The sequence below is a fragment of the Mesorhizobium sp. M1328 genome, assembly GCF_040318075.1.
In the GTDB taxonomy this organism is placed as follows: Bacteria; Pseudomonadota; Alphaproteobacteria; order Rhizobiales; family Rhizobiaceae; genus Mesorhizobium.
Genome location: NZ_JAMYLO010000048.1, coordinates 1 through 12,460, shown reverse-complemented (window position 1 = coordinate 12,460; position 12,460 = coordinate 1). Strand labels below are relative to the sequence as shown.

Genomic DNA, 12,460 nt, shown 5'->3' with positions numbered 1-12,460 from the left:
ACCGTTCGTCTCCACCGCGCATGCCTCGTTCTCCGAATCTCTCCGGAGACACTGAATCACGCTCACAGCCCCGCTGCGAGCCACTTTTTCAACAGCCTGCTAGGGCGCGTGCGTCATTCCGATCCGTCTTGTTCGGCATCGTCTTCATCGCTGCGTTGGCCTGTCGGGTTCAATGCAGATGGTCGGCCATCCTTCGGCGCGGATACCATCATACAGCTAGGCTGCCAGCGAGCAGGCTTCCAGCCCGATGCGCTCCAGCGGCAGATCGACTTTCCCAAGGGCATGAAGAAGCGCCTGTGGTTCACTCGCCGCCCGCCCTTCCTTCACAATCCGGCCGCTCTCATCGACGACCCAGATGGTGGTCTCTTCCAAAGACACATCCAGTCCGGCAAAGTACTTCATGGCTGCTCCTTCGTATCCCCACGGTGACGGCCGCCTTGCTGAGGTAGGCTGAAGGCTGCAAGTCCTAGTGGTGGCACTAGGAACAGTCCTATGACGAAGCAGCATGTGGAGGTGATCACGTCCGTCGAGCGCCGCCGACGGTGGTCTCGTGAAGAGAAGGAGCGGCTGGTTGCGGCGTGTCTGGAGCCGAACGCCAGCGTATCGGAGATCGCCCGCTCGGCGGACATCCATGCCGGTCAGTTGTTCCGTTGGCGCAAAGAGCTCTGCCAGATCTCCGCGCCATCGGTGCCGCAGTTCATCCCGGTGAAGGTTGTCGCGGCACTGCCGGGGCCTGAGGCCGCGGAAACCAAATCGCCGCCGCTACCTCGCAAGAAGACGAGCACGGTGACGATTGAGCTTGGCCGCGGCCGGCGCATTCGTGTGGAGAGCGACATCGACACGGAGGCCTTGGGCCGGATCCTGAATGTGCTGGAGCGGGATGATCCCGGTCCCGAGCGGTGTGAAGGTGTGGCTCACCACTCGCTTTACGGATATGCGCAAGGGCTTCCCCGGCCTCGCATTGATGGTGCAGGAGACGTTGAAGCGCGATCCGCACAGTGGTCATTTGTTCTGTTTCCGCGGGCGGCAGGGTGGCCTGGTCAAGGTGATCTGGCACGACGGCCAGGGTGCCTGCCTGTTCACGAACTAACTGGCTTCATACTACAGCCCTTTCCTTGAGATCGGAGCATTTTGAGGAGTTGAGCCGGCGGATGGCCTCTGCCCGATGGGCAAGCTGGTTCCATCGGCTGCACTGTTTGGCTGGGACGTGCGGTCCTGGCAGTTTATAGAGGCCGATATAGCCGTTGTAGGCATATCTTTTCACGATGCCGTACTTCGCCCATCTGACCAGGGTACATTCGGTAATTCCGAGTTTTGCGCAGGCTTCTGCTTTTGTCAGCATTCCCCGCTCGCGCAGCCCGTCGTAGCGCGAGCGCAGACCATATTGCTTGACGAGATAGATGACGCGCAAGTCGGTGAACTGGGCGTCAGCCTTGCCGCGCCGCGCTGAGCCGCCGGGAAGATTCCCCTTGCATTCAGGAGCGATTTCAGCGCAGATATGATCGTCGAGAAGCTTGTCGACCAATTCGACCACCTCGGGCCGGGTTTTTACCTGCTGTGCGGAGGATTTCGGGTTCTGAGTGGTCAATGTTTCGGTCCTTCCGCCTCTGAAGCGGATGTGGATCCGGGTTTCTCCCTCGGCCTGGAACTTGAGCAATGTGACGTCTTCGACGAGATAGGCAAGGAGCCGCTTGCGTTCTCGGTTCGGCAAGGTAGGGTCGCACCAGACCGTTTTGAAGTCGGCCGTCATGGCGATCAATCGATCACGGATTGCATCATCGAATGTCGCTCGGTCTTCGCGTAGAGCGCTCTCTCTTTCTTCTCGCAGATCAGCCAGCATGCGCAGTTTGTCGTTCCATTCGCGTTCAAGGGTGTCGGCAACCAAGCGGCTGTTCGGATCGACCAACATAAACCGCCGCTGTGCAAGATCGGCATCGATTTGGGCGCGTTCGACGGCACGGAGCCGGAGTTTGTCCGCTTCGTCATAGCGCGCTTCGATCTCTTTTCGGATCTCCAGAGCTAACTCCACGGCGGCGGGCGTCATTTCCGCGGCGATCAGTTCACCGGCCGCCTCGTCGACGGGCCAGCCTGCGATCGACTGGCAGTGAGGCTCACCCCGAGAGACGTAGGCGCGGCTGCAGACGTACCAAGTGTCCACCTGACCGCGCCGGATGACGTAACGGGCCCTCATGTGACAGCCACACCTCCCGCATATGACGCGCCCCTGCAACAAAGCCGCGCCCTCGCGCGGTGGCGAGACGCGCGCGGTCTGGTAGCCTTGGCCATTGGCCTCGAGCGCCTTGAGGTTGTGCTGGAACTGCTCCCAACTGATATAGCCGGGGTGGGCGTCCGGGATGCATGCGAGCCATTCATTGGGCTCACGTTTACGGAGCTGTTTCTTTCCGTCGACGGTTCTGCGGTAAAGACGCTGGCCATAGGCATAGACGCCCGCGTAGCGAGGATTGTGCAGCGTGCGTAAGGCCGTCGATGTGGTCAGGGGTTGGAAGACCACCCGCTTGCTGTTGCGGAACCGGGATGGGAAGAGCAGACCCTCCCTGGCAAACGCCTTGACGGTCTGCGTCGCCGACCCGACCCTCGAGAACGTCTCGAAGAAGTGGGTGATCACCTCCCGGATCTGAGCGTCTGGATCGAGGACCACATCGCCGGCCTCACTATAGATGAGGCCGGTCGGAAGGGGGCAACGATATTCGCCGCGGCGAGCTTTGTTTGAGAATGCCACCGCGCAACCGGGCTTTAATAACGTGCAACTCGGCCTCGCTCATCGTGCCCTTGAGGCCCAGCAGAAGCCGGTCATTGAAGTTGGCCGGGTCGTACACGCCATCCTCGTCGAGGATGAGTGTGTCGGCCAAAGCGCAGATCTCCAGCAGCCGATGCCAGTCCGCATTGTTTCTGGCGAGGCGGGATACTTCCAGGCCCATGACGATCCCCGCGTGCCCCATGCCGACATCGGACACCAGGCGCTGGAAGCCTTCGCGCCACGACGCTGAAGCGCCGGATTCGCCCTGGTCGCTGTCGATGACGGTGACCTGGTCGTCGCGCCATCCAAGCCCGATCGCGCGACCACGAAGATCGTATTGACGCTTGGTGCTTTCGACGTTCTCCATGACCTCTCGCATCGATGACTGTCGGATGTAGAGGTAGGCGCTCCGCTCGAGATGATGCGATTGGACCTTGAGCTTTTCGTTCATGCTGTTCTCCGTTCAGGGGCCGCCATCACGATGGCGGCGAGCAAGTGGATGATTGTGCGTCGCTCGGACGTTTCGTCTGCGATCGGCAGCCTGGCGACAGGCGGCAAAGCCGCGGGTGGGGACCAGCCCGGCGTACGCAAGATCGCGCTAACCCAGGCCCACATGCCGCGATGCAGAAGGATGGTAAGACCGCTGCGTGCCTCCAGAGGGAGCGCGGCGCCAAGCGCGGCGGCGCGCAGTATTTCGTATCGCTCCGTGGCGTGCATCGCGCAATGCAATTGCGCACCACCACTGATGGTTACGCCGTTTTTTTACGCCGAGCGCACGCTCGATTGTTCTGGGGTGGACATCGAGGCCGAACTCTGTCCAGAGCCGGTTCGTCAGTTCGCGTGCCCGAATGGGCTCGCCTGGAACCACCTGGGCCCTGAGGAAGGCCAGCACTTCGCTCTGGATCTTGTGCGGGCCGTGCGGGCCGCGCTTGCTCGGTACTAGGCCGGCCAGACCCGCGTCCTCGAAGTCCGCTTTGGCCTGGTAGAAGGTCGGCCGGGAGACGCCATATTCGTCGGACACCTCCGTTACCGACATTTTGTCGACGGATACGCGCCGCAGCATCTCGTACTTCACCTGCACGATGTCGCGCGGATCGAAGAAGCCGTCCTCCCGGAACTTTTGATCGCCGATTTTTTCCGGGGCTGGATTGAGCGTGCCATCCTCGGCCAAAGCGCTGGCTTTCGATTGCCTGTGTTTGACGCTGTCCGACACCTGCGCCGCCCCCGATGTCGACTCAATTGACGCAAATATAAATATGCCGCGTATGGTTAAACCGTCAAGCGTGTATCTGCGGACCAGTCGCATACAATCTCCGCTGATGCGGCACATTCAGCGAAGCCCCCATGGATTTTGCGGCGTTATTTTCCTTACAATATTGGCATAATTTCCTTTACAATCTTGCGGCGTTGCGCATCTCCCTTGCGATATGAGGCGCTCTACGAGACCGCTGAGTCCCAGTAGGTCGGTGAGGCTGCACAGTGCGCGCCCGTTTCCCGCGACAACCTCAAGGCTGGGCACTGCTGCATCGGTCCATTGCGGCGGAACAGAGCAAATCCGGCCATCGTCAAAGCGCAGCAGCAACAGCTTGCCCGCTCGGTTACCGCGCAGGCTCTTTTCCACGTGACAACCGCTACCCGGCTTGTCAGGTGAACTGCCTGTGTGGGTGAGCTAACTTGGGTTATCTGAATCCCAGATGGCCGCAATATCGAAATTATGCTTGTCAACCGGGTGTGACGGCGCTTTCGTTCCACCACGACAAAATAACAAAGGGGAACAATGACATGTTTAAGAATCCGGTGTCACGACGCAAATTCCTGAAAGATGCAGCGACGGCTACGGCAATAGGCACTCTCGGCTCGTTGATGGTAGACAGGGCGTATGCCGCCGACACAATCACGGCCACTGAATGGGGCGGAAATTACATCGACGAGATCCAGAAAATCGCGGCCAAACAGTCGGATATCCAGATTAACTGGCAACTGTATTCCGGCGGGGCCGCACTTATTCTGCCCAAGATCAAGGCTACATGGCCGAACCCTGGCATAGACCTTGTGGCGGGGTGGGATCTTTCGATGCAAGCAATCGCCCGGGAAGGCTGGGCAGAGCCGGTCACGGCGGAGAAGGTACCGAATTTGGCCGATATCCCGACAAAGCTGCTGATCAAGGATGGCGCGGGGAATGTCATAAACATACCCCGGACTATATCGTCGATCTCCTGGTTCTATCGGGAAGATCATGCTCCATTTGAGATTACCAAGATTGATGACCTCTTGGACCCTCGGCTGGCAGGGAAAGTTTGTTTTCCGGCGCCGAACAACAACTCCAATCTGCAGATGGTTGGGCTCGCGCTTCACAGAGGTGGTGACGAGCGGAACATGGAGCCGGCTTGGGACTTCGTGAAAGAGCTGGCGCGTAGCGGAAATATCGGCCGGGTGGCTACCGACGATACTGATATCAACAATTCCATCAGTTCCGGCGAAACTTGCATAAGTTTTGAGGGCGGTGGTGCGCTTCCGATGCTGCGCGACTTCAAGATCAAATACCTAACCAAAATGAATCCAGAGTCAGGATTTCGGACGTTCCTCTACCAAGAGGGATGGTGCGTACTCAAAGGAGGGCATGCTGACGCGGCGTTCAAATTCGCAAACTTTGCGATCAATGCGGAAAATAACGAGGAGTTCAACCGCAACATTTCGGGCATCCCCGTCAATATAAACGCGAAAACGTCGGACGAAGTGAGGCCCTTCGTTTTCAACAGCGAGGAAATGGACCGGTATATCTATATTCCAGACTGGACTTATGTTTCTGAGCAGGCCGATGCGTGGATGAAGCGGTGGGAGCAGGAGGTCATGCCACTTCTCTAGGCGAAAAACGCGCTGCCCGAAATGAACCCAAAGCCGGAGAGAGTGGATGAGAAGTACGAGAGCCCAAATGCTATTGCTATTCCCCGCAGTGGCATCAATGCTCCTATTCCTTGTGCTGCCGATGTTGGCGGTGTTTGATCAGAGCTTTCGCATCTTCGAGCCAGGTCGGATTGGCTCGAAGGAGGGAGCTCCGCTTACCACCGAAAACTATACCGAGCTCATTCTCCCGGTCTATGCGCGATACTTTATTCAGACTTATCTCCTGGCCTTCTGCGCGGCAGCCCTTGCCATTCTCATTGCCTTTCCGATTGCATATTGCGTTGCCAGGCGTGCATCGCCGCTAGTCAGAAAGGCGGCGATTTCAGCCCTCATCGGCCTCATGTTCCTGAGCGCCCTGGTTCGCGTCTATTCAATTGATTTGACCTTCGGCTCAGTCGGGATATTCACGTGGATCATGTCCGCTGCAGGGATAAATACCAATAGTTATCTGTACATTTATTTCGTGATCATCGCGGGGTTGCTCCACTACGCAATACCGACGTCAATCCTGGTTTTGATCGGGGCCATACAAAATCTCGACCCGCGCCTCGCAGAGGCGGCTCAGTCCCTTGGCGCATCGGCAGTTAAGACTCATATCACGATAACGTTGCCATTGTGCATCCGCGGACTTGTCTCTGCGTTTCTAGTATCGATGACGATTGGCGTGAGCGCCTTCGTTATCCCGTTGATCTTGGGCCGAGGGCGCGTGCTATTTATATCAAATCTTATCTACAGCCGCTTCGGCGAAGTTGCCAATTACCCGAGTGGAGCGGCAATCTCGAACATTATGCTGGTTCTTTCTTTGCTCCTGATTTTTGTCATGTCCAGAATCGCCACATCATTTGACCGGCAGTGAAAGAATGCTCAGCAATAGAAATGCAGATGCCCTGCTCGTTTTGTGCCTAAAGGCGGTTATCGCGGGAACAGCAATATTCCTCCTGTTCCCGGTGATTGTTACCGTGTCCATGGCATTCGACGGTCGCGATTTCATGGGCCCATTTCCTCCGCCGAGCCTGTCGATGAAATGGTTCGACCGGCTTTTTGATAATGCTTACTTGTGGTCCGGGTTCCAGACCAGCTTGCTGCTGGCAATTGCAACGACGGTCCTTGCGACGGTGATCGGCACATCGGCGGCGGTGGCGATCAGCCGAATGTCTCCGCGATCGCGTGACGTAACCACCACCATGTTTTTGTCACCTCTCGTAATACCCGGCGTGATCATCGGGTTCGCGTTACTTATGTTCTTCTCTGTATTTGACCTCCTTCCGCCTTTTGCCAGGCTGCTTGCCGGGCATTTAATCATCGCATTGCCATACACCATAAGGATGACATTGATCGGACTTACTGGCATAAGCGAAACGCTGGGCGAGGCCGCGTTGAGCCTCGGCGCTAACGCGCGACAAACATTCTTCACGATCACCTTGCCTCTCGCCAAGAGCGGCATTTCCGCTGGCGCGATTTTCGCATTTGCGTTCTCTATGGACGATGTCGCGATCAGTATATTTTTGTGTGACTACAATACTTACACGCTACCCGTTGCATTGGTCAGCTTAATGAGGTCGCATTTGGATCTCACAATCGCTGCGGCAGCAGTCGTCCTAATGGGCCTGACCTTCGCTTTACTGGTCGTGCTGGACCGCGTAATCGGCCTTGAGCGAGCAATCGGTCAGGGCATTTATAGGGCTTGATCGAATGAATGTTCTGGAACTGAAAGACGTCACCAAAAGGTACGGAGAATTCACCGCAGTCGATGCCGTGTCTCTGAAAATCGAGAAGGGAAAGGTGCTTTCTCTTTTGGGGCCGAGCGGTTGCGGCAAGACGACTACTCTTCGCATCATTGCAGGTTTCACGTCGCCTGACAGCGGGACCGTGGAAATCTACGGCGAGAATGTTGGGCACTTGAAGCCCTATGAACGCAACGTCGGACTGCTATTCCAAGATTACGCGCTGTTCCCTCACATGACCGTGGCTCAAAATGTCGCTTACGGAATGCGGTATCGCGGAACGCCGAAATCGGAGATACCCTCTCGTGTCAAACAGATGATGTCACTGGTTCAGCTGGCCGGCATGGAGGCCAGATATCCGAGCCAGCTAAGCGGCGGACAACAGCAGCGAGTCGCGCTTGCGCGAGCGCTTGCAACTGATCCCCAGATTGTTCTTCTGGACGAGCCTTTGTCAGCACTTGATGCGAAGCTTCGTCTAGAACTGCGCATTGAGTTGAAGGACATCCTCCGGTCGGTCGGCGCGACTACCATCGTTGTGACCCACGATCAGGAGGAAGCTCTCAGCTTAGGCGACGAAGTCGTCGTCATGCGGGGTGGGAAAATCGTTCAGCGTGGATCGCCGACGCAGATATACGCGGCGCCCGCCGACAAATTCGTCGCCGAGTTCGTCGGGAGGTCCAACTGGTTTCATGGATCAAGGCGCGGCAGATCGAGTGAGGGCGTCAGCATCTATGTCACAAGCGAAGGAATTGAGATCCACGCAAGAACTCCGCTATCCAATCAACACGACCATGCTGATCTATGCGTCAGGCCGGAAAACATAACGCTTACGGGCGGGGCAGCGAGTGAAGTAGCTCAAGACGCAGAATGCAATACCCTAGTGGGTGTCGTGCTCGACGTGGCACCGCTGGGCGCCGACATGCATGTGGTCGTCGAGCTTCAAGGAAGGGGCAGATTGCTGGCAGTCCGCAAGAATGTCGGGAGAACTCCGGGATTTGTAGCGGGACAGCCAGTGCACGCCCATTTTTCAGCGTCGGATGTCCTCGTGTTTCAGGCTGGAGGGCATATGTGAGGTGGAGGAATGTCATTTGCAACTAGATTTGGGTCAATCAAATCCTGTCGCCTCGCCGACACAGTTAGCGTAGCCAAGCGACATAACAAGGAGGTAATTTCCATTGAAAATAACTCGCATATCAGTTTTTCAGATTGTGACGCCTTTTCCACAAGGCTACAGCCTATCGCGTGGTCGGACATGGACATCTTTCGAAAGCACCATTGTAGCAATCGAGACTGACGCGGCGATCGTCGGATGGGGCGAAGTCCAAACGATGGGAGGGAATTATCTGCCGGCGTTCGCAAAGGGGGCCATAGCGGCTATTGACGAATTAGCTCCTCACCTCATTGGAGAAAATCCGCTCCAGATTGATCGCATCAACTATCTGATGGACCATTTCTTGTTCGGTCACCCATACGGCAAATCACCAATCGACATGGCTTGTTGGGACATCCTCGGTAAAGCAACGGGAATGCCGCTGTGCGATCTTCTCGGCGGAAGGTTCGAAGGTGGATTAGATCTTATGTGCGACCCTAAGGTAGGGTCGATTGAAGCGATGTTGGCAGAGACCGCGGCCTTCCGTGAGAAAGGGTACCGGCGTATGTCATTGAAGTTGGGCGGAAATGTCGCGGAAGATGTGTCAAGGATGCGGGCAATATTTGAACATGCCCAACCCGGTGAGGAATACTACGCCGACTGCAATCGCGGTTGGACACGGGATCAGGCCTTGCGAGTAATGCGACAAATTCGCGATCTTGACGTCTATATAGAGCAGCCTTGTTATTCGTACGAGGACTGCCTCGCGGTGAGACGTCGGACGGATCATCCAATGATCCTCGACGAAATAGTTGACTCGCCTGAAATGGTGATGCGGATTATCGCCGATAGTGCAGCGGACTTGATCAATATCAAGATCTCGAGAGTGGGAGGCCTGACCAAGGCCCGCCGCGCGCGTGATATGTGTGTGACGGCAGGAATTCCGATGACCATTCAAGATGTGGGGGGAAGCGGGATAGTACAGGGAGCGATTTACGGTTTGGCGCAGTCTGTCCCGAAGGAACTCCGCCACTCTGTATACAACCCGCTAGCACGTAACCTCTCCGACGGATTTACGGATGCACCCATCCCGATCCAGGGGGGCGGAGGAGTGGTGGAAGCCTCGGATCGGCCCGGACTCGGTCAAGAACCCTTACCGGGTAGCCTCGGCGATCCAATAGCTGTGTACGGCGGCAGGGGATAAGACAATTAGGTTATCTTTAACTTTTCTCGGCCGGCCAATGCAGCGCGATGGTGTTTTGGAAGCCTGAACCCACGAATTGCTGCTGCAGATCTCGTCGACGTGCTTCGCTTTGTGGCGGCGCACGTCGTTCTGGATCTCTTGTAATTAGCGGATGACGGCTTCTGCTCTTGCTCGATGTCCGATATGGCACCCGGATGGCTCAGCCTGCGCGGAAGCTACGCAGCCTTTTCCATCAGTCGTCTGCTTGAATGCTTCTGTTCGTATTCTTCCGGAGTGAGATAGTCGAGCGCCGAATGCAAACGCTGCGTGTTGTAAACGGTATCGATGAAAGCGCCGATGCGCCTTCGGGCATCATCTGCATCCCTATAGCGAGACCTCGCACCTCTTCCTGCTTCAGGGTTTCATGAAGCTCTCCGTTGCCGACACGGCTCATGCTCGCCGGGATACCGTGGCGATTCAGAAGTTCGGAGTGCGCTCCGCACGCGTATTGGGCGGATTCAAGCGGTCGTCGCAACACCGATTGTGTTCACTCACGACAGCAACTCGTCAAGCGCCTCTGCCGGCGTTTTCCAGCCCAAGGTTTTTCTTGGTCGGGCATTGAGGGCCGCGGCCACGGCGGCGATCTCGTCGGCGCTGTGGACGCTCAGGTCGGTGCCTTTCGGGAAGTACTGACCTCAAGCAAAATGTTACCAATAGTGTCGCTGTTCCGATTGGGATGGTCAGGTGTTGTCATCCCGATTCGGAGGATGGATGGCAAGGCGGATCAGCATGGCGACACGGTCGGAATTGGTGGAAGCAATTGTCGAGCGGTATCGATCGGGGAGCCGAAGCGATAAGCGCCTCATCCTCGATGAGTTCGTCGCGGTGACCGGTTATCATCGCAAGCATGCGATCCGAGTGCTCCGTCAACGCGCGTCGAAGATACCTGGCAACAAGAGGCACAGCCTTCGCTATGGCGGCGATGTTCGCGAAGCGCTCGTGGTGTTGTGGGAGGCATCGGAGCGGCTGTGTTCCAAACGGCTGCGGCCGTTGATACCTCTCTTGCTGCCAGCGCTTGAACGGCATGGCCGGCTGGAGCTCGATGCCGCGCTCCGCGGCAAGCTGCTGACAATGAGCCCGGCGACGATAGATCGGCTTTTGGCGGAGGTACGTGTTGTGGCTCGCGGCGGCCAGCGCCGGCGAGCAGGAATGAGTTCGGCGGTTCGCCGATCGGTGCCGGTGCGCACCTTCGGGGACTGGAATGATCCGCCGCCCGGTTACGTCGAGGTCGATTTCGTGGCGCATTCCGGCACATCTTCGTCCGGCAGCTTTGTGCAGACGATGGTGTTGACCGATATTGCCACGGGGTGGACTGAATGCGTTCCGGTCCGCACGCGCGACAGCGGCAATGTGATTGTGGCGATCAAGCAGGCCCGCTCGTTCTTTCCCTTCCCCCTGCTCGGCGTAGATTTCGACAACGACAGCGCCTTCATGAACGAGTTCGTCGTCTCCTGGTGCCGCAGTGAGGAACTGGAAGTGACGCGCTCGCGCGCCTATCGAAAGAATGACCAGGCGCATGTGGAGCAGAAGAATGGCGCCATCGTGCGTCGCCTGGTGGGGTATGGTCGGTTTGTCGGCGCGGAGGCGACGGCCGCGCTTGGTAAACTTTATGCTGTCGTGCGGCTTTACGGCAATCTGTTCCAACCGTCATTCAAGCTTCAGGAGAAGACGCGGATCGGCGCTCGTGTGATCAAGCGCTATCATCCGCCAGTTCCGCCTGCGGCCCGTGTCCTTGCACATCCGGGTGTGGCCGAGGCCGACAAGCAGCGGCTCCAGGCGATGATGGAAACCGCCGATCCCGTGCTGCTGTTTGCTGGCATCCGCGCCGCGCAGGAGGAGCTTGGGCGGCGGGTCGATCGTCGTGGCCTGAATACGAAGATTGAGGAGCCGGCCGTTATCGATCTCCAGCGCTTCGCCGCGAATCTGAAGACGGCCTGGAAGAGTGGCGAGACCGACCAACGCATCGGCGGCCGTATCGGCGGACCAAACCCTATCCGAAGAGACCCAGCATGTACGAGCCGTTCGAGGCGCAGATCAAGGGATGGCTCGAGGAAGAGCCGGCGCTCTCGGCAGCAAGTGTGTTGCAACGCCTGACAAAGATCGACCCCTCGCGTTTCAAGGAAAATAACCTGAGAATGGTGCAACGGCTTGTGAAGGTCTGGCGCATGGAAATGGCTGGGCTGATCATCCTCGATGGCGGTTGGATGAAGAGCTGGCCGCTATCTCCCTCCGCCGCGACGGATGGAGAAAGGGCCCATGTCGGCCCTATCGCGTTCGGTAACATTCCTCGGTGAGGCAATAGGAGGGGTCAAATCCTCACTTCGCTTGACAGACGCTCTCGGTAACATTTTGCTTGAGGCAATGCGCGGATCAGCGAGGCGACGTCGCGGGCCAATGGGCGGAGATCGAAAACCCGCGCATTCGTCGAAAACGTCTTCGCGCAGGAGAAATCCAGGATGGGCCTGTTCGTGCGCACTATCGGCATCGCCCGCGCCAGGACGAAGATCGGCATGGCCAACCTTGCCCACAATCTCACCCGCTCCGTCTGGCACGAGGGCGAACTGCGTCCGCATAACGGCGAATGCGGCGAAAATCGCCGACGCAACGCCGAAATCAATCAGCCATCCACCCAGGCAAGGATACCCTCCGGCGAAGGCCGCCTTGCGAGAGGACGGCACGGTAGCGAGGCTGCGCTCTTAAGGTCGCCCTTACGAGCGAAGTTAGCAGCACAGCATGAGCCA

General features: G+C 57.6%; 12 protein-coding genes and 4 pseudogenes. 9 read left to right on the top strand and 7 right to left on the bottom strand.

Translation table 11 applies throughout. The features are described 5' to 3' along the window. Positions 1-97: 97 nt before the first annotated feature. Positions 98-402 (bottom strand): annotated as a pseudogene (locus NKH23_RS33625) (IS110 family transposase); the annotation flags it as partial. A 90-nt stretch (positions 403-492) separates the two neighbouring features. On the opposite strand from NKH23_RS33625, the gene tnpA reads away from it, so the two are divergent. Next, complete coding sequence (gene tnpA, locus NKH23_RS34765; protein ID WP_502912402.1) at positions 493-1,119, top strand: IS66-like element accessory protein TnpA; 627 nt, start codon at positions 493-495, stop codon at positions 1,117-1,119. Here the strand turns inward: tnpA and NKH23_RS33610 are convergent. The 4 genes from NKH23_RS33610 to NKH23_RS33595 all read right to left on the bottom strand — a co-directional run bounded on the left by NKH23_RS33610 (position 1,097) and on the right by NKH23_RS33595 (position 4,379). Further along, on the bottom strand, positions 1,097-2,659 hold the full coding sequence (locus NKH23_RS33610) for a recombinase family protein (protein ID WP_353036641.1): 1,563 nt from the start codon (positions 2,657-2,659) through the stop codon (positions 1,097-1,099). The two genes, tnpA and NKH23_RS33610, sit on opposite strands and share 23 nt — an antisense overlap. Before the next feature lie 13 nt (positions 2,660-2,672). Continuing rightward, positions 2,673-3,209, bottom strand: coding sequence for a recombinase family protein (locus NKH23_RS33605; protein WP_353036639.1), 537 nt, complete (start codon positions 3,207-3,209; stop codon positions 2,673-2,675). Positions 3,210-3,356: 147 nt separating this feature from the next. Beyond that, entirely contained in the window at positions 3,357-4,064 is a 708-nt protein-coding gene (locus NKH23_RS33600) for a helix-turn-helix domain-containing protein (protein WP_353036637.1), read from the bottom strand. Positions 4,065-4,088: 24 nt separating this feature from the next. Beyond that, entirely contained in the window at positions 4,089-4,379 is a 291-nt protein-coding gene (locus tag NKH23_RS33595) for a DUF5372 family protein (RefSeq protein ID WP_353036635.1), read from the bottom strand. Positions 4,380-4,540: 161 nt separating this feature from the next. Between NKH23_RS33595 and NKH23_RS33590 the strand changes: the two genes are divergently transcribed. The 5 genes from NKH23_RS33590 to NKH23_RS33570 all read left to right on the top strand — a co-directional run bounded on the left by NKH23_RS33590 (position 4,541) and on the right by NKH23_RS33570 (position 9,680). Next, positions 4,541-5,623 carry an ABC transporter substrate-binding protein gene (locus NKH23_RS33590; RefSeq protein ID WP_353036633.1) on the top strand — a complete coding sequence of 361 codons (1,083 nt, stop codon included), beginning with the start codon at positions 4,541-4,543 and terminating at the stop codon, positions 5,621-5,623. A 67-nt stretch (positions 5,624-5,690) separates the two neighbouring features. Then, positions 5,691-6,518, top strand: a complete 828-nt coding sequence (locus NKH23_RS33585) for an ABC transporter permease (RefSeq protein ID WP_353036631.1) — start codon at positions 5,691-5,693, stop codon at positions 6,516-6,518. Between the two features lie 4 nt (positions 6,519-6,522). After that, positions 6,523-7,350 carry an ABC transporter permease gene (locus NKH23_RS33580; RefSeq protein ID WP_353036629.1) on the top strand — a complete coding sequence of 276 codons (828 nt, stop codon included), beginning with the start codon at positions 6,523-6,525 and terminating at the stop codon, positions 7,348-7,350. Positions 7,351-7,354: 4 nt separating this feature from the next. Then, on the top strand, positions 7,355-8,458 hold the full coding sequence (locus NKH23_RS33575; RefSeq protein ID WP_353036627.1) for an ABC transporter ATP-binding protein: 1,104 nt from the start codon (positions 7,355-7,357) through the stop codon (positions 8,456-8,458). A gap of 103 nt (positions 8,459-8,561) precedes the next feature. Beyond that, positions 8,562-9,680 (top strand): mandelate racemase/muconate lactonizing enzyme family protein, encoded by a 1,119-nt coding sequence (locus tag NKH23_RS33570; RefSeq protein WP_353036625.1) that lies wholly within the window; start codon positions 8,562-8,564, stop codon positions 9,678-9,680. A 215-nt stretch (positions 9,681-9,895) separates the two neighbouring features. Here NKH23_RS33570 and NKH23_RS33565 read toward each other — a convergent pair. Next, a pseudogene (locus tag NKH23_RS33565) lies at positions 9,896-10,039 on the bottom strand (hypothetical protein); the annotation flags it as partial. 171 nt (positions 10,040-10,210) lie between these two features. Then, positions 10,211-10,351: pseudogene (locus tag NKH23_RS33560) on the bottom strand (IS30 family transposase); the annotation flags it as partial. Positions 10,352-10,430: 79 nt separating this feature from the next. Between NKH23_RS33560 and NKH23_RS33555 the strand changes: the two are divergent. The 3 genes and pseudogenes from NKH23_RS33555 to NKH23_RS33545 all read left to right on the top strand — a co-directional run. Beyond that, a complete protein-coding gene (locus NKH23_RS33555; RefSeq protein WP_353036623.1) occupies positions 10,431-11,813 on the top strand; it encodes an integrase catalytic domain-containing protein in 1,383 nt (460 codons plus the stop codon). Continuing rightward, positions 11,729-12,013, top strand: coding sequence for a hypothetical protein (locus NKH23_RS33550; RefSeq protein WP_353024443.1), 285 nt, complete (start codon positions 11,729-11,731; stop codon positions 12,011-12,013). Before NKH23_RS33555 ends, NKH23_RS33550 begins: the two co-directional genes overlap by 85 nt. Positions 12,014-12,088: 75 nt before the next feature. Next, a pseudogene (locus NKH23_RS33545) lies at positions 12,089-12,292 on the top strand (IS5/IS1182 family transposase); the annotation flags it as partial. Positions 12,293-12,460: the final 168 nt, after the last annotated feature.